This window comes from Georgenia sunbinii (assembly GCF_036421875.1).
Classification (GTDB): Bacteria; Actinomycetota; Actinomycetes; order Actinomycetales; family Actinomycetaceae; genus Georgenia_B; species Georgenia_B sunbinii.
On the sequence record NZ_JAZGOL010000006.1, the window covers coordinates 1 to 23,149 of the forward strand.

The window sequence follows — 23,149 nt, forward strand, 5'->3', positions numbered from 1 at the left end:
GCCGAGATCACCGCCTGGATGCAGATGCTCGCCCTCGGTGATCATCCCGCCCGCCGCTGGGAGCCCAAACGCTTGCGGCTGCGGCTGTTCACCATCCCCACCACCATCGCCCGCAGCGCCCGACGCGTCGTGCTCCACCTCGCCCACCAGGCACCATGGGCCCGCCTCGCCGCCGGCGCCATCACCCGGCTACGACAACTCGCCGCCCCGACCTGATCGCCAGGCCCCGTCCCGAGCACCTCCTGCAAGACCACCGGCCCCTGAAACCGGCGCCAACCCGGCGCGAGACCCGGGCCGCTGTCATACCCCGATGCCATCATCGACCTCAGAAACGGCTACCGCGCCGTCACAGCCTCAGCCCACCACCCCGTGAAAGTTCCGGGTTAGCCTTGCGCGCCTCGGCGGACTGGGTGCCGACCTCGGCGACAACCAAGACGTCGCACTTGGTCTTGGTCACCGAGGGCACCGGCACCAGGCCGCAGTCCGTGGCGAGGCCGGTCATCTCTTCCCTGCTCATCGTGCGGCCGTCCGGCGCTCGCACCGTGCCGGCGAAGCACACCCGGGTACCGGGCGTGAGGACGGCGGCGATCGCCGTCGCCGTCGCAGCGCGTCCACCACGTCGATCCCCAGCAGCTGCTCGAGCTCGCGCAGCCGGTCCACCAGGTCGAGGGACAGCCCGGAGGCACGCTCCAGGACGGACCGCAGCCGGCTGTTGACGATCTGACGCAGGGTTGCGCCCGGCTCCGGGTCACTGAGGAACGCCGCTCGGTGCCGGACGTCTGCCGTCCGGGCTCCGCGCAGGAGCACGTCGCTAACCACCTGGCTCCGGCCTGCGGAAGATCAAGGGGAACTGACAGCCGCCGCTTCACTCCCTCTGGTCTCATCCACCTTGACAAGTTCCGATCCGCGCCCGGAGCACACGAATGACCGCAGCGACGGGCATGTGCCGCGTCCCTGGGCAGTTCTCACTGTCCCTCGACAGGCGACTGCTGCACGGAGAGGGGCCATCTGATCAGCGTCGACGGCGTCGGCGCTCGAAAGTTGTGCACCATGCCAAGGCGTTTCCCAAGGAGTTCCGCAAGGACGCCATCCGCGTCTCAGGAGACTCCAGTGCCTCCGTCGCCCTGGCTGGTCATCGATGATCACAACTCGGCCAACCTCTCGCCGGCCTCTCAGCCTTCGGTGCCGGGCCTGTACTGAAGATCGCCCGCCAGCCCTAGTACCGCTGGCCAGGCCCGGGGACCTGGCTCTGCATGGCCGACGGCGAGACAACGCGTCCAGCAGATCGAGTTCCTGATCGCACGCACCGCCGGCTGCGGTGACACCGTGCACACCGTCGTGGCCCGCGCCGGTGGTTCAGGATCGACAATACGCTCCGGCTGCCGGAGGACGCCGACCGTGACCGTGCCTGCGGCGGCGCCGGCGCCCAGGCCCGCGACACGATCGCGGCCGCCGACAACGCCATTCTCGCTCTAGACCGCACCGCACAAGGACTGGGGTGTTGTGCCGCCGCCTCCGGAACGGTTCGTCGGCACCTCATGACAAGACCGTCGCCGGCACCACGCACACCCTTACAGGCTCTCGCGGAGGCTGTGCCATTTGCCCCGCCTGGACGAGTCCTTCCCCACGTACGTCCGGACTGTTTGCCGATTCAGCCCCGCCTGTTTGGTTATCTGTGTTTCCGCGACACCAGAGTCAGCCGCTGCGATAACCCCTCCGCGTAGAGCGGCAAGAGCAGTCTGCAGTTCCGATCTCGCCGACTCCACAGAACGCCTGAGGGACACGAGGTTCTGCCGGCCCTCCACGTACTGGGTCGCCGCCTTGACGGCGGCCAAGAGCGTAGGATCATCGGCCGAGATCTCAGGACCCTCGCTCAAGACGTCTTCGGTGATTCGAATGCACAATCGCGATATCACTTCTTGCCTGTCGATATCCCCCTGCAGAGCCCCGGGCTCGTTCTCGGCCATGGAGCGATCGTACGCTTACGCATCAGCCCACGTCGGTCAGGGCGGTCCCCCGCACCTTCCACTACTTCCCACGCGCAGCTCGACTAGCCCGTAGAGTCTGCGGAGAAGGGCCTCAACGGCGGTCCACGCGGAGGGGTGTTGCTGTGCTGGGGTACCGATCACTTTTTACCGTCGATGTCGCCGAAGACCCTGTCCCGGCCGTATTGGCACAAGTACACGCGTGGCTACGGAGCAAGCGGTACGCACCAGAGCTGCTGACTGCCAATGGCGACGTCGCACAGGTCGGCGAGCGGGCAGAAGCGGTGATCACCACCGAGACCAGCGCGGACGGCTCATCGTCCGCACTCTTCACCCTTCGTGAGGACTCTGACCCAAAGGGCGCCTGGATCACGCAGATCATTGCCCACAGTCCTGGCACCACCGGTGAGCGCCCGTGGGTCTGGGTCGATGTTGAGCAGGAAGGTGTCGAGGACGTCTGGGCGGCGCGGCCCCGGGTCGCACGAGAGATCCTGGCAACGCTTCCAGGCGACGATCACGGCGCGCCATTGACTCCTACTCCCACACTCATCGGTCCCGGTGAAGTGGAAGAGCTGGTCAACGTGCTCACCAGCCACCAGCGCCGCGGGCCCGTGTTTGTAGCAGGGGGTAGCGAATCTCTGCCCATCGAGCGCTGGGCAGAGTACGTCGAGGCGTTGCTCGGCGAAACGGTCGGGCTGTCGGCCGGCTACGTACTCGACGGCCCAGCTACTGAGCGCTTCGCGCAGGTCGTGGGAACTCGCCACGCGGTCAGGCCCGGCACACTGCGTACGTACCTTCCCGGGCTCGACCCGAGCAGCGACCTCGACGCACTTCGGCACCGCTTGCTCACGACCGAGACAATCCTGAAGAGCCCGGCGGGGCGAATCCGCAAGTCGCTTGGTCTTCGGGCCCGTGACCTGGCGCTCAAGACGCCGGTCCCCCGCTGGGCGGGCCGCGTGGAGTCCCGATTGCTCGCAGCGACCGACGCCCGGGTCCTGGGCTGGCGGCCAACTGCCCTGGTCGGTCAAGACGAGGACTCCAGCGACGCGCACCAGGCGTCATCTCCCACCGCCACGACAACCCCGTTGATCGAGAGCGCTCCCCGGACCGTCGCACCATCGGCCCGCGACACCACACCTCGGTCGATGCTAAGTCTGCCAGCCCCTACGGTTCCCGCCCCACCGGACACGCTCGCGCAGCTCGCCCAGGAACTGTTCGCGGCCGACCTTGATGAGTACCTCCTGCGAAGGCTCGCGGACGAACGTGAGCAGTCGGTGGTTCGAGAGGCGGAGCACGTCCAGCTCCTGGCCTCCCAGCAACGAGCCGTGGCCCGCGCGAACGCTCTCAACGACAGGTTGCTGCGTCTCGAGGAGGAACTCATCGAGACCCGCAGTGAGTCGGAGGATGCTCAGCTGGAGTGGGCGGACGCCGAGCACACTGCCTCCGAACTGGAGCGGACGGTCCTCGCCCTCCGGCGGCGCCTGATGGAGGCCGGCCAGCACGAGTCGGCGTGGGCAGAGCTCGATGAGCCCTCGGGGCTGGAGATCGCTCCCGAGAACTTCGCCGAGCTGCTCGTCCGGCTCAACGAGTTCACCCACGTCCGCTTCACGGGCGACCCGACGCACTGCGACGTGCTCGACCAGAAGATGCCCGTCGGAGCCGCAGCCAAAGCCTGGACCGCGTTGGTGGCACTCGAGGGCTATGCCCGAGGTAAGAGCTCCGGCGCGGTCGCGGGCGGGGTCCAGCAGTACCTCATGCAGCCACCCGAGGGCTACGCGGCGTTCTCCGCCAACCGGCACGCTGCCAATGAGAGTGAGGACGTCAGGAGCAACCCGAAGTTTGCTGGCCCACGCACCTTGCGTGTGCCTACGACCGTCCACGGGAGCGGTCTAGTCTTCATGGGGGCGCACTTCAAGATCGCCCAGCTCGCGATGGTCTCCCCCCGTCTCCACTACTACGACGCGACGGCGGTCGACGGTCGTGTGTACGTCGGCTACATCGGCCCGCACCTGCCGACGCAAGCGACCAACTGAGTATCGCTACGCCTCGGACACCATCCCGTCCCGCTCGGCCAGGAAGCCTTCCGCGACCGTCGCTACCAGCACGCCCTCGAGGCGCTCACGCACCTTGGCCCCGAGGCGCGTCACGCCGAACACACGCGCGGTCTCCCGCAGCGCATCCTCCCGTTCCATGCCGTGCGCGCCACGAATGGTATCGATCATCGCATTCCGCAGCTCTTGGTAGGGCACGTCGTGGATGTCGCGCTTGTCATCGGGAAGTCGGAAGGCGGCGTAGGAGTCGGGGTCTACGCCCTCTGTCCAGTAGACGACGTCACCGTTCTTCGCTGTCCGCGCGAGCCCGCGTGGTGCCCGATCAAGGATCTGCGTACGGCGGGACTCGCGGACGCGGCTGAGGTCGAAGCGCGCTGCCACGATGCGCACCAGTCGATCCTCCAGTACGGGCCCCTCGGCCTGGATCACGTCGACGATCTCCTCCCGGATGCCAGCGACTGAGGACCGCGTGCGGTCATCGAGCATCCACGAGCCGTGCTTGATTGACGTCGAGGCCGGCTCGAAGCGGGGTTGTGTCGGCGGAACGGTCACTGACGGCGCCATGACCGGTGCCGGTAGTGCAGTGTTTCGCACGGGCTCGATGCCCCGGGGCGGCGCGTAGTCCGCCGCCCGGCTTCGTCCCCCTCCCCCATCAGCGTCTTGGCCAGGCTCCGCTGTCGCCGGCACAACCATGTCGCGCTCTGGACGCTCGCTACCCGTTGACTCGAGCGGGAAGTTGAGCGCGTCGATCGGCGCGGGCTCGTGTGCTTCCGACGCCGCAGCTACGATCTGTTCGACCACCGGCTTTGGGTCACGTACCCAGGTGGGCAGCCAGATGCGCTCGACGCGAGACCACCCCATACGCCCGGTGAGCACGGTGCTGGGAAGACCCTCACGGTCACCGACGCTGCCGCGTTCTGCCCACGCCGGACCGTCGAGCATGACAGCCACCCAGGGGTGCTGTGTCCCGGCACGTACCGCGATGTCGATGGTGAAGTCAGACAGGCCGATGTGGGTGCGAACCTCGAGCCCGGCACCGCGCAGAGCCTGCTCGACCTCATCGAGGTGCAGGTCGCGGGCCTCGGCGCGGCGTAGCCCGGCGGCTTCAATGCCGTTGCGGGCGGCCAGCAGGTAGTCCTTGAGGTCGGCGAGGCCCTTGGACGAAGAGCGGGCGAGATCCAGTTCGTGGGGCTCGAAAGAGCAGAACACGACCACCTGCTCCTTGGCGCGAGTCACCGCGACGTTAAGGCGGCGTTCACCGCCTGCACGGCTGAGCGGCCCCCAGTTGAGCGGCACTTTTCCGCGCTTGTCGGCTGCGAAGGCCAAGGTGAACAAGATGGTGTCGCGCTCGTCTCCCTGGACGTTCTCCAGGTTCTTGACGAAGAGCGGCTCGTCCTCCCGTGAGAGTGCCTTCTCGACGCTGGTGTCGTGTTGGCGCACTTCGTCCAGGAGGTTGAGGATGTGGTCGCGCTGGCGAGTGTTGAAGGTGACGACGCCGATGCTCTGCTCGGGGCGTCGGGCCAGGCGGGCGCGGATCTCCTCGACCACTGCGTCGGCCTCAGCACGGTTGATGCGTGCGGCGCCGCGGCCGCCGCCCTCCCACACCCCGTCAACACGGCGTAGGTGCAGTGCCGACATCTTCCCGTGTGCCGGTGGTGTCGGGAAGCTGGACAGGCGCCCCTCGTAGTACTGGCTGTTGGAAAACGCGATGAGGGACTCATCGCGGGAGCGGTAGTGCCAGGTGAGCAGCAGCTGCGGCAGTCGCGACTCCACGCCCTCGGAGAGGATCGACTCGAGGTCCACCGGGACTGGGAGGGAGCCGTCGGCGAGGTCGTCCTCCTCGTCCTCGCTGGGTCCGCCCGCGGCGAACATTGCCGATGGCGGCATCTGCTTGGAGTCGCCGACGATCACCACGGACCGTGCCCGGCCCATTGCTCCGATGGCTTCCGGGACGCGGATCTGGGAGGCCTCGTCGAAGACGACGACGTCGAAGTCGATCGCGTCGGCCGGCAGGAACCGGGCCACCGAGGCTGGGCTCATCAGGAAGCACGGAGTGACCTGGGTGATGAGGGAGCCGAAACGCTGCAGTAGGCGGCGGGCCGACATACCGCCCCGGCGGCGGCCCAACTGTTGGCGTAGTTCTGCGACCATCCCCGTGCGTGCGGCGGGGTCGAAGGTGCGGGCTTGCACGATGCGAGCGGAGAGCTCGGCAACCATCCGCTGCCGGACGTCTTCGCCGGAGGCGAGGAACCGCTCGACCAGGCGCCCGCGTTCGCTGCCGTCGAAGCCGGCCAGGCCGGTGGAGTCCAGGCGCTCATCGAGCACCGCCCGGGCGACCGCGAGACGTATGGCGTTCTCCGCATCAGCGCCGCGCAGGGCGCCGGTTCGGACTGGTCCAGTCACCGAGTCGAGGCCGAGTGCCTCCAGTCGCGCGAGCGCGGACCGCACCCGTAGCCAGCGTTGGAGACCGATGAACGCTCTACCGGACGCATCGGCCGTCCAGCGCTGCATGTCCGCCGCCAGGGCTTCGCCCCAAGTGCGGGAGCCGAGCCAGCGGGCGACGTCGTCGTCGGTGCTACGGAGCTGCTGGCGGAAGGTGCCCCATGCCTTGTCGAGGCGCCGGACTGCGGCACCGCTGGTCACAGCGTGCGCAGGACCGCTCAACGCCTCGGCGGTCATCCGGTCCATTGCCCCCCGGATTGCCTCCGCATCTGGCCGGTTCGCGCCGATGACTGCGCGCATGTGCGCGGGCACCTCGAGACCGTGGATGGCGCGGTCCAGTTCCTCGGCCTGGCTCTCGTCCAGGGGGTTCCACCCGTAAGGCAGGGAGATCCCGGGCAGCGTGGCGACATGCTGCACGAGCCCACGCATCTCATTGCGCACGGTTGCCAGACCCCGCAGGACCGCGGTGAGCTCCTTGAGCGGGAAGGTCGCCGGCCCACGCATGACCTCCTGCAGGTCGCTAAGGATCACCATCCGGCGCTTCTTCTTGCCGAACATGCGCCCATCGGCCTCGACCGACCGGGAAACGAACCGGTCGAGGTCGAGCTCGAGCACACGGGGCAGGAAGCCCCCGAGCCGCGGGCCCTGATTCCCGCGGAAGTGCCCCACTGCCTCACGAGCCTGCTGGGCATGGGCGCGCCACGCGGGTGTGACAATCTGCGCGGCCTCCACCGAGCTGCGCCCCATGCCGGCATGCACGGCGTCGAGCCAAGCAGCAATCACGCCGAGCTCCGAAGGGGTGCCAGCGATTGCCACGGCCTCACGGACGGCGGAGGCGTTGAGGGCAGCTTCGGCCTCGCGAAGCTCCTGGAGCGCTCGCGCAACAGCGCCGCGGTCCAGCGTCGCGGGGTCGAGGACGCCAGCGAGGCGCCAGGGTGCGTGGTCAGGCAGGACGCCGAGGTCCATCAGGGCGTTGCCGAGGTCGCGGCCGGCCTCATATACGTCGCCCAGCGCCACCTGCCCCATGACGACGCCCCGCGGCACCTCGAGAGCCGGGGCCGTCTGCTGGTCCATGGTTTCCTCGAGCTCGAGGAGGACCTGTCGTGCGTCCCAGGCGGACATGTCGACCGGGCCGGTCTCGTGCAGGTGCTGCGGGTAGCGCGCGAGGGACTCCACTAGGGTCCGGTAACTGGAGCGCAGGGCCTCCCACGAAGACGAGGCAAGCACGGGCACGTCGAGCGCGTCGCTGATCTGTTGCCGCACTGCGGTGACGGTTTGGTTCTTGCCGTGGAGGTCAAGGCTCAGCGTGCCGAGTCCGATGGCGTCGAGCCGCTTCTTCACGACGTCGAGCGCTGCCTGCTTCTCGGCAACGAAGAGCACCTTCTTACCCTCGGCCAGGCAGTGCGCGACCAGGTTGGTGATGGTCTGGGACTTGCCGGTGCCGGGAGGACCTTCGAGGATGAACGACTTCCCGGCGGCCGCCCATCGCACGGCCTCGATCTGGGAACCATCGGCGGGGATCGGCAGGTACGTGGTTGCCTCGGCGGCAGAGTCTGCCGCTGGCGGCTCGATGTCGTCGAGGAAGGGCTGCCCCGCGTTCTCCACCAGGTGCTTAACCACCGGACGATCCATGAACTGTGACCAGTTCTCGCGCAGCTCTCGCCACATCTCGAGGGTGGAGAACTGCAGCAGGGCGAGGTGTGCCGTCTCCTCAACGCGAAAGTCCATCAGCTTCGCGCGCAGGAGCGCGGAACGCACGGCGGCCAGTCCGTTGGCGATATCAATGCCGGACTCGTCCTCGCCCGGGTCAGTGAGCTCGGGGATCTCCAGGCCCCAAGTCACGCGAAGCTTCTCCACGAGGCAGTAGTTCGGCTCCATCGCTCGGGTCTCGTCGAACTCGATACCGAAGCGTGTACCGCCACGCCCGCCATTGAGGCGGACGGGCGCAAGGAAGAGTGGGGCCCGTCCTTCTCGAACGCCTTCGGACCACTCCAGTGTGCCGAGGGCAAGATAGAGGCTGTCGGTGCCGGTCTCCTCAAGCGTGGTGCGTGCCTTGCGCTGCATGTTTCGCAACCGGGTGGCGTACTCGCGCTGGCTGAGGGAGACGAAGAGCGTGTTCTCCTCGTCCATGATGCGCCGCAGGGCGTCAGCTTCGACGTCGGCGGCCGTGCGGGCCCCCTGGGCGCGGTGGATGGCAGCGAGCTCATCGTGGGCCAGGAGCTTGATCTGGTGCCCGTCGGCGATCTTGTCCTCGAGTCGAGGGAGACCGGCGGAGGGCACGTGGACCGGCGTGCTCGATGCGTTCTTCAGCTTGAGCAATGGATTGTTGTAGGTCATGTCGAGCAGGGCTCGTTGCCACCGCTCAACGCGCGGCGGGGTGCTCGTCTCCCGGGCATGACGCGTGGCCGTGGTGGCAGGCACGCGGCGCAGTGGTGTCTGCACGTTCTCCCGGACGACCTCGACGACGCGCACGCCGCCTTCGACCCGGATCGAGGGCAGCGGCTTGACTCGCCGATGAGCGGCGTGAATGTCGAGAAGGTAGTCGACCTTGGCGAGGTCAGACCGCCACCAGCGGCGCACGAGGCCGCGTGCCTGGTCGAAGGGCACCGGTTCCTCTCGCACGCACAGCGCAGTGGTCTCCACGGCGTCGAAGACGTCGGAATCGGCGACGGTGACAATGGCACCCTCATCGGTGAGCGCCACGGCCGGGAGCTCCGTCTCCTCGGTGAGGTAGCCGGTGAATGCGTGGCCCTCGACGACGACGAGGACGGGGTGCACACCGGCTTGCTCAAGGGCAGCGGCGTAGGTGCAGGCCAGATCCAGGCAGGTGCCCCGTCGCTCCCCGAGGACCTGGGAGTGGTTCCGGATGCGTTGGCCGGTGCCTTCGAAGGAGGAGGGAGCCTCGACGTAGGTAATACGCCGTGCAGCCATTGCGTCGTAGATCGCCTCAGCGATCTGGTGGACTCGCTCCGGGCCGGACTGGTAACCCTCGAGCGAGGGTGATCCAGTGCGGGTGGCGAGGAGCTCGCTAGCTTCCGTCAGGAGTGCGATGACGGTGGGATCGTTGGGGCGGACAAAGGCTGCGAGGCTCTCGGGGATGCTGAGAGCCCACCACTCCTCAGCGGTGAGGAGTCGGGCGTCGGCAGTATCCCGAACGCAGACGCTACCGGCGTTGGCGCCGGCTGCAACCGTGAGATGGATGCCGGTGAGGATTGCTTCGTCGAGCGTGACGAAGGGTGCCGGGTTGAGCCGCCAGGCGAGTTGGTGGACGGGGACCTCCAGCCGGTCGCCTGGCTCGATTACGCCGATCGGGATCAGGAGTGGTGAGGCGACCGGCGATCCGGACAGTGCCGGTGGGGTGTCGAGCTCGATGGTCACGGCGACGTCGGTGATCGGCTGGAGGCCGTTGTTCTGCACCCGAACGGCGGCGATCGGCGAGACCCGGTTGTGGACGAGGGCGTAGTTCACCGCTTCGCGATACAGGACGACGACGTCGAGCTCGCCCGTGCGGGCTGAGAGCACCCGGATACCGTCACGAGGAAAGCCCTCGACGACCACGCGCTCCGCCTGACGCGGCGCAGTCACGTCAGGCGTCGACTCCTCCGCGGGCGGAGGCTCAGTCATCTCGTCGCGCTGCTCGGCTGCCGGCGGTGCAGGGACTGGAGCTGGGGCTGGGGTCGTGTCCCATGGGGCCGGCGGTGCCGGCACTGCGTCTGGGGCAGGGGTGTTCCCGAGCGCCTGGAGTGCGGTCAGGGCGGACACGACGTCGGACAGCTCGAGTGAGTCCGCGAGCAATGCCATCGTGTCTAGGGCACGATCGGCCTCGGCCCGCGTCACGGTGGACGCGTGGGCTGCACGGTTGGAGGCCTGAATAAGCTCGTCGATCCATGCTCTTTGCGAGGCGTCGATCTCGGTGAACACGCCACGCTCGTAGCGCAGGATCCGCAGCATGAGTCGCGGGTCGCCCGCGTCGGCACGGTACGGGCGACCGAGGCGCGCGGTCTCCTTCGCTTCGTAGAGCGGCACCCACGGCTTGCCGTGGGTCGCACGTGTCATTCGCTCAGCGACGAGCGGCGCCACTCCGGAACCTAACGCGTCGAGCCCGCGGGTCTGACGCTCCTTGTCCGTAAGCATTGCAGTAATCACGCCGACCTACCGTTCTCGTAGATTCCTTGCTGCCCACCCTCCTGGTCGAGGGCGCGACACCAGCCAATACCGTCCCACGGAGCACTGACACAAGGTTCATAGTCGGTGCGTGCGAGGGGATCGAGGTTCAGTCGGTCTCTTCCGTGACGGAGATCGCCTCAGCATCGTCGAGGTTGTACATCTTGTCGTCGATTACTACGACCTTGGTCAGGTACCCCCAACGCTCGGCCGTATACTCGTCGAGCGAATCGACTTCCCATCGCGAGCCGTCATCGAGTGTCACGAGGCGGCCCCCGTACTTGACACTCTCGATGTCAGCTTGGGTGTGCTTCCCGAGCCCATAGTTGTACAAGGCGTAGCGACCCAGTTGATCTTGCTCCGCCTCGGAGAGTTTGTCCCAGCCGAGCCTTTCGCGCCACGACTCGTCAATCAGGTCTCGGTAATCAGTGCTCATTCTATTTCCCAATCGAACTAGCAACACTGCGGCTCCTCCGCACTATCCAGGATGTCGTCCAGGGCGGTGGAGGAGGTGGCCTCTGTGCCGCGGAAGCTCCGACAAGCCCTGAGCGTGGGTGGACCAGCCGTCGGTGGCGCGTTCGACGTTGGTGATCGGCCACTGCTGGTCGCGACGGACCTGCGGCGGCGGTGAAGGTATGCTCTGCTGCCGCACTGTCTGCGTTGTCCACTGATCAACTACCTCATGTCGCCCGCGATGCCCTGGCATCCCCCCGCTACCGCCCAACGTATCGGCGGGAGACGACAGATGATGACGAATCTCGGCTGCTCCGATCACCGCAGGTTCCGCGTCTACGGAGAGCCGCGGGTACCGGTCCTTGGCTGACGCCTCGGCGCTCGCCCGACGACCGCCCGACGTTCCGACCCTTCACCACCTATCGCTGCACTCACCGCTCCTCGACACCTCCCACAGGGATCCGCACGTAGTGGACCGTGAATGCTGATCCAATCAGGCGGAACTCCTGGCGGTTGCGGCCAAAGTCGAACGGGTTGTCGCTCGGCTTCTGCCAGATGTCGAGACCCTTGCCGAGGTCGATACGCCAGCCGTGGTTGGTCTCGATACGACGGTCGTGGATCTTGTCGTCCAGCCGCACCCCGAGGCGCACGCCCACGGCGTCGGACGCGTCCTTGATCGATTTCAGCATAAGCAGCTGATTGTGCTTGAACTCGGTCTTTGGCTCCTCGGTGGTGACAAGCTCGACGTCGATCTCGTCCGCGTCGTCCTTGACAGCGGCGAGCAAGCTCATCAGATCCGCGAGGTTGCGTCCTTGGTGCGGCATACGGATGTACGGGTCTGTGATGGTGATCTTGGATGCGCCGCGAAGGTAGGGCAGGAGGAGAGTCTCGTAGGAGACGCCCTTTTGGCCCGCCGTGAAGTCACGGTAGCCCTCTGTCAGCGGTGAAGTTGCACGCTCCGTCGGCACGTCCTGCGCGGCCGGAGAAGTAGAGCCCGACGCGCCAGGAGTTGCGACCAACTGGGTCGTCATAGTCATGCCGTCATCAGATCCGCCGTCGTCACTGGGCACGGCATCCCAGTCCCGCCGGTAGAGCTGCGGGTACTGGCTCTCTTCAAGAGTCGTGACGTCGTGCCATGCCCCGGCTGAGTCGGAGTAACGAAAGTGGACCGGCGTATCGCGCATCGTGGCGTCGATCCGCAGGATCGAGTCCTTGACTCGCTTGCGCCCCTCGATGGCGAACTCGAGCAGCGCGCGAACCTCCTCCTCCGAGGCCTCCCCTGTGGGGTGTACAAGCTTCATCAGCCCCGAGAAGGTTTTGCGAACACCGTCCTGGTCACGTGTCGAAATCGAGTTGTCGAGCGCGAAGTAGTCTTTGTACTTGTCCGAAAAGTCCTCCGACCGCTTGGCGCGCAGGATTTCGGCGAGGTAGTCGACGACAAAGCCATATCCGGTAGAGAACATCTCCGAGCGGATCGGGGCGACCTCCCAGCCCGGGATGTAGTGGTGGATGCGGTCGAGCCAGGCGGGGTCGCGGTAGGCATCGGGCAACTCGTCGAACAGGTCGGTGTTCTTGAGCATGTACGGCACGGTGTGCGTGGTGTTGCCGATGAAGGCCATCGACGCTTCGGCGCCGTAGATGCTCGTTCCTCGCGAGAACGACTTGTTTGCGAGGTAGTTCTTCATAACGTTGATGAGGTTCTGGTCGGTGCGCCGGTTGGCCGCGAACTCGTCGAACGCGACGCAGTCCCAGTAGCCGACCAGGCCGATGCGCCCGCTCGCGTTGTTGACGAAGAGCTTGGCGACAGTGACCTCGCCGCCGGAGATGAGGATGCCGTTCGGGGAGAACTCGCTGAACGTGTGCGACTTTCCGGTGCCCTTCGGTCCGAGTTCGACGACGTTGTAGTTGCGCTCGACGAACGGGGTCAAGCGGGTCAGGGCGATGAGTTTGCCGCGCTCGTTGAACTGCTCGGGGTTGAGGCCGATCGACTGCATGAGCAGGTCGATCCACTCCTCGGTCGTGAACGCCTTGCGGGCGTCGTAGTAGTGCTCGATGTCGACGCCGGCGACCTGGATGGGCTTGAGGCTGCCGAGAATCCAGGGCACGACGCGCTGGTCGTCGGAGTGGAAGTACTCGATGTCGCAGATGCACCAGACTCCGCCGACGAGGAGCTTAGGGTTCTGCTTGACTGTGACGTCATCGATGATGACACCCTTGACCTGGAGGTTCTCGAACTCTGCCTCATGGACGTCGTTCTTCTCGTTGAGCGTGACCGTGACCTTGTCGATCACGCGGTGGCGGCCCTTGCGGCGGATCTCCGACTTCACGAGCATGTGCTCGTTGCGGTTGACGTAGTGGGTCGCCAGGATCTGGCGAACGCTGTCGATCCCGGCCTGGATCGTCGCCTCGTCGTCCGACGCGGCGTACTGACCCAGGAGGTATTCCAGGACGTACGAGGGCACCACGGCGTTCCCGCGGACCGCTTTGACGAGGTCCTTACGGACCACGGCACCGGCGAAGTGCTCGTTGATCTTGTCGTCGAGTGCGGACTTCGCCGGGGCGGCGTCGGTCCCCTCCGGAGCGGCGAGGACATCGATCTCGCCGAGTGCGTCTTCGAGGTTTGTCATGACTCTCCTAGAAGTCGAAGTCCGTCGTGAACGACCGCTTGATGGTGTAGTTCCCCTTCGAGAACGACTTCCATTGTGTCGTGTTCGGGATCGGCTCTTCGAGCCGCAGCTCCACGGGCCGGTTGTTGTACTGGTCGGCGTCCTGGGTCAGGTACAGCACGGCCCTCTGGTAGCGATCGCGCTGGTCGTCGGATGAACTGGCGAAAGTGAGGACGGGCTGGTCGGAGATCAGCGTGTCGCCGACGTAGAGGCCGAGCCGGACCTGGCGCGGCTGGATCTTGTCCGTGACGGCCTCGCGCTGGAGCAGCTTGACCGCGAGCTGCCCGGTGGTGATCTTGTCGGTCTCGGGCATGAGGTCGACGTTGACCGGACGCACGTCGCTCTTGCGCTTTTTATTGACCGCGATCACCGGGACGACGATCTCCTGAAGAGATGCGCCGCCGTGGACGTAGCGGGTGCCTGCGCCCGGTTGCGGGATGCGGTGGATCGACTTGGGAATCTGGATGTCGAGGTCTCCCGCGAGTCCAGCCTGGGCCGAGGTGAACGTCATGAAGGACGGGGACCGCTTCAGAGACCGGCCGAGCACGTAGCGGCGGTTGGTCTTCGTCACCGCGTCACCCTGGGGAGTCTCCGAGACGTAGTACGACCCCTCTAGCGGGATGTCCTGGTAGAGGAACCCGTGGTCAGCGGTGATCAGGATGTTCGTCGCGTTCGCGTTGGTCCACTTCTTCACGAGAAGGAGCAGCTCGCGGAGGGTCTCCTCGGCGGCCTCGAAGACCGTACGCTCCGTCGGGGCCTTGTCGCCCGCGGCGTCGATGCGGTCGTGGTAGACGTAGAAGATCTGGTGCTTCGTGTACAGGTCGCGAAGTTCGCTACCCGACATCGCCAGGACCTGGGCCGCATTAATGGCGTGCCCCTTGACCGATTGCAGGATCTTGTCGCGGTTCGCGGTTCCGTTCGTCGGCTTCCCGTCCGCGAGCACCGGCAGACCCGCGGGGTCGAGTTCCAGGCTCGACTGCGGGAGCAGCGACGCCATACCGAGCTGGGTGTAGCTCGGCAGCGATCCGAGCACGGCCGAGAGTGACGCGTCGAACCGGTTCTCACTGCGGACCATCGAGACGAGTTCCTCGGCGATCTCGTAACGCATGCCGTCGGAGATGATCACGACCGCCTTGGTGCGTCCGTCCTTGACCACAGGAGCGACGTGACGGTCGAAGAACTCCGCCTGCGGCGCAAGAGCAGCGGACTTCCACTCGGTCAGGGGGTCAAGAGCCTGCTGCCAAAGCCCGCCGAAGTCATAGAGGTACTTGTTGGCGTACTGCCTATCGACCTCAGCCTTGAGCGCTTCGAGCGGCTTCTGGAAGTCGGCGGTCTGGTGGGCGTAGGTGAACCAGCGGTAGTGCTGGTCGATGTGGAACCAGTCGGACTGGTACTTCTCCAGCCCGCCGGCAGTTGAGGCGATGGCTAGCGGCAGCGCAGCGATCGCCGCGAGCAACTCTGACGCGCTCTGAATGGCTTCGTAGAGCTTGGTGTACGTGGCGATCCACAGGCTGTGCTGGCGCTGCCGAACAGTGTCGGCGACCTCGCGGGGTGTCACCGACTGAGTAGCGACGGCGGCGGCGAGGTCGACGATCACCTTGCGGTCGATCTCCTCAAAGATCGTGATCTCGGCCAGGTCGCGGTAGTCGCGATGTTCGATCTTTGACTGCAGGCCGAGCGCGTCGGCCGCGTGGGATGCGAGCGTTGTCATCACGTCCTGGGTGCGGACGTCGTAGCGAAGGGCGTTGAAGTCGCTCCGAATGTTACGGAACTCGTCGGGCGTGCTCGAGGCGAAGTCCTCGATGGCGCGGCTGAACATCCAGAGGACGAAGTCGTCGATCGTTGGCGTCGTGCTCGGGTAGTTGTAGATGCTCGCGAGCCCGTCCCAGAAGAAATGGTCGAGGCCGAAGGTGACGAGATCGTCGAATTTCGTGCTCTTCCCGGCGGCGTTCTCGACAAGGAGTTCGCGCACGATGTCGGTCAGCTTGTTGCCCGATGCCTTGACGAGCACCTGGCACATCTTGGCGCGGAGGCGGGCCGCGTCGTCTCCGTCGTTCAGGAGCTTCTCCAGTGCCTGCTTTCGGCTGGTCGCGGCGAAGAACTTCTGGTGCTGCTCGATCACCGGCAAAGCCGGATCGTTGAGGCCAAGCTCCTGCTGGAGCATCGAGGTCTTGTCGGCCGTGAAGACCCCGTAGGCGAGTTCGAGATCGAGCAACCAGTTCGCGGTGCCGCGGGGGATGTCGCCGGAACGATAGACGAGGTGCTTGCTGACGTGATCGGCGAGGATCAAGTTCTTCACACCGAACTCGTTGTCCTCGACACGGATCACGTTGACCGAGCCAGGATCGAGCGCGTCGAGGTCGGCGGCGTACTCGCCGGCGGGGTCGTGCCAGAAAACGACTCGTTGGGAGGCGAGTCGGCTCTGGAGGACATCCTGGACGGGCGTCAGATCAGTCACTGGCCGCCTCCAATCCGGGGATCTTTTTGAGTGCAGCACCGAACTTCGGATAGTTGGCCTTCACGCCATCGTCAAGGTCGATCACGACGTTCTCGGACGCCTTCGGGAAGAGCGTGTCGTGCTCGTACTCGTTCAGTTCGACGAGCACCTTACGAAGCCGATCCGCTTCCTTGGCGTTCCCAGCGCGCTCGGCCTGCTGGAGGGCCGACTCCAGCTTGGTCACGTACTCACGCAAGTAAGCCAGCACCGTCGAGACCGTCGATGGCGTGTAGCGGTGCATGTAAATCAGGGCGTTGAATGAGCCCTTGGGGCTGGAGAAGAGCCAGTAGATTGGGCGCTTCTTGTAGCGCTGCCAGTGATCCTTGTAGAAGGACCTCACGAAATAGTCGCGCAGGTTCTTCACACCGAGCGCATTGGTGACAAACCTCAGGTTCTCCTCGAAGTGCTGCTCGCCGAACGCGACACGAAGGAACTGACGTAACCGCTCGACGATGTCGTCCTCGAACCAGTCGCCGTCCACGATGGGGATGACGTTGTCGGCATCCGGTGTGAACGCCGGTGACGGCACCTTGGCACGGAAGTCCCGCAACATTGCGCCCTGGTCGGCCAAGATCAGCCCTGGCTCGTCGAGGCTGTAGCGCCCGAACATACAGCCGACGGCGTATGAAACAAGGTCGAGAACTCCATCAGACGATGCGTCAGCAGTTTCCGCCCCTACACGGCCTGCTTCTGGGGCCGCGTCGCTTACCACCCCAAGTTCGGCGTCAAAGTACTTGTCGAGGCGCCGCTCCAGCGCCGCAAGTTCATTCTGGCCGGCAGACGACTGGGCCAGACGCGCCTCGACGATCTCCTGAACCCTTCCTGCGCGGCCATTTGCTGTTATTCCTTCGAACTCCCAAGCAGTCTCGCGAGAACCCCACTCCGCACGCTGAATCTCGACGGCACGCGACACTTCGTCGTCGATGGAATGGTTCGGGCCACTCACCGGGACCGGTACAGCCCCAACGTAGTCAGGTGGCAAGTTGATCGTGGGGTTGAGCCCATGAAGCACGGTCTCAATGGCCCGCGAGTTCAGAAGTCCCATCAAGTAGAGGTCGAAAGATGACTGGCAGATCCCGCCAGCAGCGTCGTACAAGTGCCCCTCGTCAACAAGCCGGAACGATGGACGGCCGGTCGTGATGCTGCTCCAACTGATCCCCCTTTTGAAGATTCGCGTCAGGTTCGTGTTGGTCGCTCGCACGCGCTTACCATCAGGCGTCATCGTCGTCTGGATAGCGTGACCGTCGCGGGACCAGTCGACAACAGCGTCGATGTTCCCAAACCACTTCCGGTAACTCCCGCCCCGCGCATATGGGAACCAACGGGCGCCAAGTGCTTCCGCCGCCGCACGCGATGGTGCGTCGAAACCGATGTTGCCGAGCGAGACCTCCCACCATTGCCGCACGAAGGACGCGTTATCTGCCGTCACCATGCCCTTGGCCGTCTTGGCGAAGGAACCAACTGATCGGCCGTTCTCGAAGAGGCTCGTCATTTCGCGCGAGAACCAGTACGCGAGCGGACTCCTCGGGACGCTCAGCAGACTACGAAGATCCTTCCTGAACCATCGCGGCCCCTCACACTGCTTGACGAGGCCACGGAAAGCAGCGTCCTTCGCGCTCGCGGGAGAGATATCAATCAGGCGAGCAACTGACGTCTCTTTGGCGGTTACGCGCGTCCGAATAGTGAACGCGACGGTGGTGACGACTTCACCTCCGATCGATTCAAACGCTCCCGCACCGAGATGAGCCATGGTATCTACGGCGTGACTGCGAAGAATTCGTGCTCGGAGCGCCTGGAACGCTGCGAGGAACATCCAAGACTGCATCGTGATCATTCCGACCTCGCCGCGAGGGAGGGCGAGCTCAAGATTGCGTTCAATGAACATCGCAAAGAGATCATTCTTGGACTGCGGGTAGTTGCGCGTTGCGAACTCGACGAGTTTGGCCCCCATGCTCGCAGTCCCCATGTAAGGCGGGTTGGCGACTACTACCGCGTAGCAACTCAAGAGATACTCCGCCTGAGTAAGCACTCTCTGCGCCCAGTCGAGCGCGTCGGCGCGGAGGATGTCGCCTTCGTCGTCGAGCGTCGCGAGGTGATCAGCGAGCCGGACGGTCAGATCTGGGTCGGGCTGAATGAGGGAACCGAAGGTGTCGGCCTCGGCGAACTGGTGCCAGAATGCTTCCTCCGCGTGACGGTCGCCATCCTTGGTCACAAGGTAGCTCAGCTCGTGGGCGCTGAAGGAGATCGGGTCCAGCACGCAGATGTTTGGCTCGACGGGGTTCTTGAGGAAGAGCTTGCGCTTGGCTGCGGCTTTCATCGTCAGGGCGAACGCGGCCAAGGCACCCGCCCGGGGATCGATCTCGGTGCCGTAGAGGTTGTTCGTGAGGATCGAGCTCGGGATCTGCGAGGGCGTGTAGCCCTCTTCTTCGTAGATCGCGTAGAGGAGGTCGAAGGCGTAGGTGAGCATGTGCCCCGAGCCGCAGGCGGGGTCGATGACCGTGAGTTCCTCGGGCTTGGTGATCTTGAGGAAGTCGGTCTCGTCGTCGACCGGGGCGATGTAGTAGTCCATCTGTTCGGCAAGAGAGGACTCAGGGTGGTTGAGCATCCACAGGCGACCGAGGGAGTTCTCGACGAGGTACCGGACGATCCAGTGCGGGGTGAAGAGCTGGGTGGCAGCGGGGATCTCGTCGGCGCCGGCTTTCTTGTTCTTCTTGAACCCGGCGAAGACCTCGTCCTTCCGCTCGGAGATGTAGAACTGGTATAGCCAGCCGATGACCTCGACGTCCTGGCAGACCTCCTCGGTGAGTACCTTGACGGAGCGGCTCAGGACGGAGTCCTCGGCGAGCAGGTTGGCGGGGATGAGCAGCTCGGTGTAGTCACCTTCGCGCTCGAACATGAAGGGCATGGCCCGGTTCCAGTAGCGGCAGTAGTCCGCGAGAAGGAGCGCGTATGCCTCGGCTTGGGCATCGACGCCGGGGCGCGGCTGGCGGGTGCCGTTGAGCAGCCCGATGACGGCTGCTGAGTTTGCGCCCTTGACCACGTCACCGTCGACCTGACCGCGCTTGGCAGCGGCGAGGACCTCGGGCTGGCCGACCTGATCGGCTGCGGGCGAGACGATGCAGACGCCGGTGTAGCCGTTAGCGTCCATGAAGCGCAGGGCGATGATGCGGTTGAACCAGGTGTAAGCGACCTTGTCGGCCACATGCGCCTTGCCCTTGTCGCAACCGCCCCCGGCGGCGATGGCCCGTTCCAGCGCAGACACGGCGCGCAGCTGTTCGACGCGCTCGGGCGAACCCTGCGCGAGCACGGCCGTGATGCGCGCGCCCACTTCGCGGATAAGTTCCGCGCGCGCCGACGTGGCGAAGGACTTGAGCGGTGCAGTCTCCATCAGAGCGTGATTCGCTTTCCATCGTTGAGGGTCGCGACGAGCGCGGCGCGGTACTTGGCGAGATAGGTGTCGACGTCGGCCTCGGACTCCAGGACCCCCGACGCGCCGGGCACACTGATCGTCTTGACCGACACCATCGGCTTTGGCTTCGGCTTAGGCTCCGCGGGGTCGATCGGGTCAACCGGACCGGGTTGAGGCGATTCAACGAGCTTGTTCAGGAGCTTTGGGTAGTCGTCCTGCTCGAAGGTCATACCTGTCTGGAGGATGAGAGCAATCTGGTTCTCGCTGGCGAGTCGCGCGAGGATCTGGTCAATTCGTCGGGTCACGCTCTCTCGGGCTTCGGCCGTGGCGTTGGCGTAGTAGGCGCTGCCGAGGATCTCGGCCTTGCGCCCGTCGATCACCGCGGTCACCTCGGCACGCCTGGCGGTGACGACGTCGTCGATATGCCCTCGCAGGGTGTCGACTGCGGCCTTGAGCTGGTTCATCTTGTTACCGCGGAAGGCGTTGGCATCGCCCAGTAGTCCTTTGACCGTGTCGGCGCTCCCTACGGGGAGGTAGCCGAGATTTCCGGTGTTGGCACTTAGGAGGGCCTGCGCCTCGTCGAAGATCTTGGCCTGCTGGCCGTTGAGGAAGGACTTGATCGGGTCGATCAGGTCCGCCTTGGCTTCGAGCAGCTCGTCGTCCTTGTCGAACTCGCTGAGGTACCAGTCGGGCTGCTTGCCAACGACCTCGCCGAGCAGCGCTACGACGCCGGCGAGCTGGTTGACGAAGGGGTACCGGGAGCTGCTGACGAGGGCATTGAGTTCGTCGCGCCTGGACGCGAGCTTGTCCTTGCCGAACCGGGCCAGCTCGCCGGGGTCGCTCGGCACTGCACCCTCGTCGAAGAACTCGGTGCAGAACTTCTTGAACGCAGCGACCTTCGCCTGGTCGTACGCCTTCTGCGGAGAGACGACAACGTGCTGGTGTTTGCCCGTGTTTCGGATAAGGGACGCTGCCTCGGTCCGAACGACCGGGTTGGCGTCAACGCTCAGCGCCAACTTGCCGTTGCCGACGAGCCAGCCCAACACCACCTCGATGGATCCGAGGTCCCATCCGTAGGGCTTGGCTTCGAAGCGGTCGACGATCTTCTTGATCGTCACCTGTTCGCCCAGGCTCGTTTGGGTGATGATCCAGGACTCCATCTCGGTGCCCGGCGAGTTGAGCGCGCTGAGCGGCGCCGCGTCGATCAGTCCCCCGTCGTTCTGCACCACACTGGCGACCAGCTGCTCGGGAAACACCTTGCCGCCGAGCAGGCCGAGGCTCGTGTACGTGCGGCTAGCTAATTTTTGGAACCCATCCAGCACGCGAGTGACGGCGTCTTGCGAACTGGAGGTGACTTCCGCGCCGTTGATGATCAGCTGCGCGTTGCCGACGGCCTGGCGCAGGCGCTCGATGAGTTCCTTCTCGCGGTCGGCGTTGAGTACCTGCTTGGACTGGAGGATCGCCTGCATCGAGGGCGTCGCACCGGAATTGGTGCGCTGCTTGATGTACTTCTCCGTCTTGAGCAACAGGCGCAGGTCCGCCAGCAGCCGCTTGTCGCGGCCGAAGAAGACCCGCAGCTCGTCCCTGCCCATGCTCTGCGCCACGATCTCGGAGTCGCTGTAGCTCGTCTCGGGCGTGATGAAGTGGATGGTCAGCTCACGCTGGTTACCCTGGACGATGTCATCGAGCTTGTAACCGAACGAGAAGTCCTGGCCGTTCTTCGCGTACTTGAGCTTGTTGGTCTTGAGGATGTCGGACGAGAGGTACCGGAAGAGCTTGCTGGAGACCTCGGAGGAGTCGACATCGACCGCCTTGATCTCATTCTCGATCTCCTGCTCCTCGTTGGTGAGGTACTCGTAGACGTTGCCGTTGCGCTGGACGTACGACTGCGCCTCCAGCAGGTTGAGCGCCTCCTGCACCTGCTCTCCCAGCCCCGGGAGATCAAGCCCGAAGCGGTCGTAAACAAGCACGGTGAGGTTGCGGGGCGTGGCCTTGAATGTCTCGACGTACTTGACCAGGAACAGCGCCTTCAACAGGCGGTTGGCGAGGATCGTGACGTCGGAGCCAGGGTCGGGAAGGTGCTTCTCGGCCTGGAGGATCGCGCTCTGGGCTGACGCCTTCAGGGCGGCGCTAATCCCAGCGAACATCTGGTCGAAGGTCGCGAGGTAGCCCACCTGCTCGCCGCCAATGCGTTTGGCGACTTCCTGAACCACCCCGAGCATCGAGCGCTCGCCGACCGAGCTGTTCTTGCCCTCGAACATGTTGTGGTCGGACAGGCCCTCGATTGCAGCCTGGAACATCGGGATCTGGTAGGTGACGAACGGGTAGGTGTTGATGAAGCGAGCTTCGTCGATGTAGTTGCGGTAAGTCTTGGCACCTTCGACGAAGTTGAAGATCGTCGGGAAGTTCGCCGCTTCCTTGGAGTAGATCGACGTAAGGGCGGCAGCGCCCGCGTCGTTCTTCTCCAGCAGACGCTTGCTGATGACCTCCTCGACATCCTGGCTGGTGAGCTTCACCTTGGCGCTGAACCGGGCCTGGATCTTGGAGAAGTCGTTGCCCTGCTGCCTGGTGCGGTCGCCGATGACCTTGTCCATGTCCTCCTGGGACGTGACGAAGACCCACGACTGTCCCTTGCACTTGGTGTTGAGAGACTCGGCGATCGTCTGGAGGTTAAGCATGAGCTTGGCGTCGTCGGCGATGAACTGGCCCACCTCGTCGACGAAGAAGTTGAGCCGGAAGCCCGGCTGTTGCTTGTCGATCCACGCCTTGACCGAGGTGGCGAAGTCCTCGATCGAGACGGCGTAGGACTTCTGGTATTGGGCAATGATGCCGGGGTTCGCCTCGCCGTTGACCTCGGCGAACGCCTTGTCGATGTTGTGACCTTCCAGGGCAGTCTGCTCGCGCCCCTGGGACCAGTCAATGCCGGCGTGCTTGGCGAAGGCCGCCTTGAACGCCTCGTACTGGCCGCGCTTGTCGAGATCCTCCTCGAACCGGGCGACAGCGCCGTCGTTGCCGAAGTAGCCGCGGCTCTCGTCGAAGACCTTGACGAACACCTTGAGCAGGGCGTCGGTCTGGTCCTTGGCGATCAGGGTCGCCTTCTGGTCGATGTTGAACAGCAGGCTCTTGGCGGGGATCGCGGCGGCCTTCTTGAGCGAGGCGATGAGCATCGCGTCATCGGTCTTGCCGAGGAAGCTCTCGCTCATCTTCTCGCGCGGGAACGCCTGGCCCTCGACGTCACCGAGGAGGTGGGCAAGCATCTTGAGAAGGTGAGACTTACCGGAGCCGAAGAAGCCCGAGATCCACACGCCGTTAGCGTTCGTGTAGTTGGTGTACTCCTCCAGCAGCGGTGCGACGCCCTTCGCGGCATCATTCGTGAAGACGTACTCCTCGACCTCGATGCCAAGGTGCTCCAAATCGTCGGCCTTGACGACGCCCTCGATCGAGCGGGTGACGTCCTTAAGGAAGATTTCGTTGAGTTTCAT

The 23,149-nt window shown here is 65.0% G+C and carries 11 protein-coding genes; 2 read left to right on the plus strand and 9 right to left on the minus strand.

The annotated features are described in order from the left end of the window. On the plus strand, nucleotides 1-216 hold a 216-nt coding region (locus V2J52_RS14140), incomplete at its 5' end, for a transposase (RefSeq protein ID WP_331228370.1). A 130-nt stretch (nucleotides 217-346) separates the two neighbouring features. Here the strand turns inward: V2J52_RS14140 and V2J52_RS14145 are convergent. The 3 genes from V2J52_RS14145 to V2J52_RS14155 form a co-directional block, all read right to left on the minus strand. After that, nucleotides 347-517 carry a BRCT domain-containing protein gene (locus V2J52_RS14145; RefSeq protein WP_331228371.1) on the minus strand — a complete coding sequence of 57 codons (171 nt, stop codon included), beginning with the start codon at nucleotides 515-517 and terminating at the stop codon, nucleotides 347-349. Continuing rightward, on the minus strand, nucleotides 514-807 hold the full coding sequence (locus tag V2J52_RS14150; protein ID WP_331228372.1) for a hypothetical protein: 294 nt from the start codon (nucleotides 805-807) through the stop codon (nucleotides 514-516). Before V2J52_RS14150 ends, V2J52_RS14145 begins: the two co-directional genes overlap by 4 nt. Before the next feature lie 764 nt (nucleotides 808-1,571). Then, nucleotides 1,572-1,967 (minus strand): hypothetical protein, encoded by a 396-nt coding sequence (locus V2J52_RS14155; protein WP_331228373.1) that lies wholly within the window; start codon nucleotides 1,965-1,967, stop codon nucleotides 1,572-1,574. Between the two features lie 302 nt (nucleotides 1,968-2,269). On the opposite strand from V2J52_RS14155, the gene V2J52_RS14160 reads away from it, so the two are divergent. Then, nucleotides 2,270-4,018 carry a hypothetical protein gene (locus V2J52_RS14160; protein ID WP_331228374.1) on the plus strand — a complete coding sequence of 583 codons (1,749 nt, stop codon included), beginning with the start codon at nucleotides 2,270-2,272 and terminating at the stop codon, nucleotides 4,016-4,018. A gap of 6 nt (nucleotides 4,019-4,024) precedes the next feature. Here the strand turns inward: V2J52_RS14160 and proA are convergent, their stop codons facing one another. The 6 genes from proA to brxC all read right to left on the minus strand — a co-directional run bounded on the left by proA (nucleotide 4,025) and on the right by brxC (nucleotide 23,149). Then, nucleotides 4,025-10,612 (minus strand): anti-phage protein ProA, encoded by a 6,588-nt coding sequence (gene proA, locus V2J52_RS14165; RefSeq protein ID WP_331228375.1) that lies wholly within the window; start codon nucleotides 10,610-10,612, stop codon nucleotides 4,025-4,027. A gap of 139 nt (nucleotides 10,613-10,751) precedes the next feature. After that, complete coding sequence (locus V2J52_RS14170) at nucleotides 10,752-11,078, minus strand: hypothetical protein (RefSeq protein WP_331228376.1); 327 nt, start codon at nucleotides 11,076-11,078, stop codon at nucleotides 10,752-10,754. A gap of 448 nt (nucleotides 11,079-11,526) precedes the next feature. Beyond that, nucleotides 11,527-13,722 (minus strand): BREX system Lon protease-like protein BrxL, encoded by a 2,196-nt coding sequence (gene brxL, locus V2J52_RS14175; protein WP_331228377.1) that lies wholly within the window; start codon nucleotides 13,720-13,722, stop codon nucleotides 11,527-11,529. A 7-nt stretch (nucleotides 13,723-13,729) separates the two neighbouring features. Next, nucleotides 13,730-16,219: a BREX-1 system phosphatase PglZ type A gene (pglZ, locus tag V2J52_RS14180; RefSeq protein ID WP_331228378.1), complete on the minus strand. Its 2,490-nt coding sequence runs from the start codon at nucleotides 16,217-16,219 to the stop codon at nucleotides 13,730-13,732. Beyond that, complete coding sequence (gene pglX, locus V2J52_RS14185) at nucleotides 16,212-19,646, minus strand: BREX-1 system adenine-specific DNA-methyltransferase PglX (RefSeq protein WP_331228379.1); 3,435 nt, start codon at nucleotides 19,644-19,646, stop codon at nucleotides 16,212-16,214. Before pglX ends, pglZ begins: the two co-directional genes overlap by 8 nt. Further along, nucleotides 19,646-23,149 carry a BREX system P-loop protein BrxC gene (gene brxC / locus V2J52_RS14190; RefSeq protein ID WP_331228380.1) on the minus strand — a complete coding sequence of 1,168 codons (3,504 nt, stop codon included), beginning with the start codon at nucleotides 23,147-23,149 and terminating at the stop codon, nucleotides 19,646-19,648. Before brxC ends, pglX begins: the two co-directional genes overlap by 1 nt.

What these genes read in the sequence shown, in the direction of transcription:
- V2J52_RS14145 (WP_331228371.1), bottom strand. Translation starts at nt 517, where the DNA reads ATGAGCAGGGAAGAGATGACCGGCCTCGCCACGGACTGCGGCCTGGTG.
- V2J52_RS14155 (WP_331228373.1), bottom strand. Translation starts at nt 1,967, where the DNA reads ATGGCCGAGAACGAGCCCGGGGCTCTGCAGGGGGATATCGACAGGCAA.
- proA (WP_331228375.1), bottom strand. Translation starts at nt 10,612, where the DNA reads ATGCTTACGGACAAGGAGCGTCAGACCCGCGGGCTCGACGCGTTAGGT.
- V2J52_RS14170 (WP_331228376.1), bottom strand. Translation starts at nt 11,078, where the DNA reads ATGAGCACTGATTACCGAGACCTGATTGACGAGTCGTGGCGCGAAAGG.
- brxL (WP_331228377.1), bottom strand. Translation starts at nt 13,722, where the DNA reads ATGACAAACCTCGAAGACGCACTCGGCGAGATCGATGTCCTCGCCGCT.
- pglX (WP_331228379.1), bottom strand. Translation starts at nt 19,646, where the DNA reads ATGGAGACTGCACCGCTCAAGTCCTTCGCCACGTCGGCGCGCGCGGAA.
- brxC (WP_331228380.1), bottom strand. Translation starts at nt 23,149, where the DNA reads ATGAAACTCAACGAAATCTTCCTTAAGGACGTCACCCGCTCGATCGAG.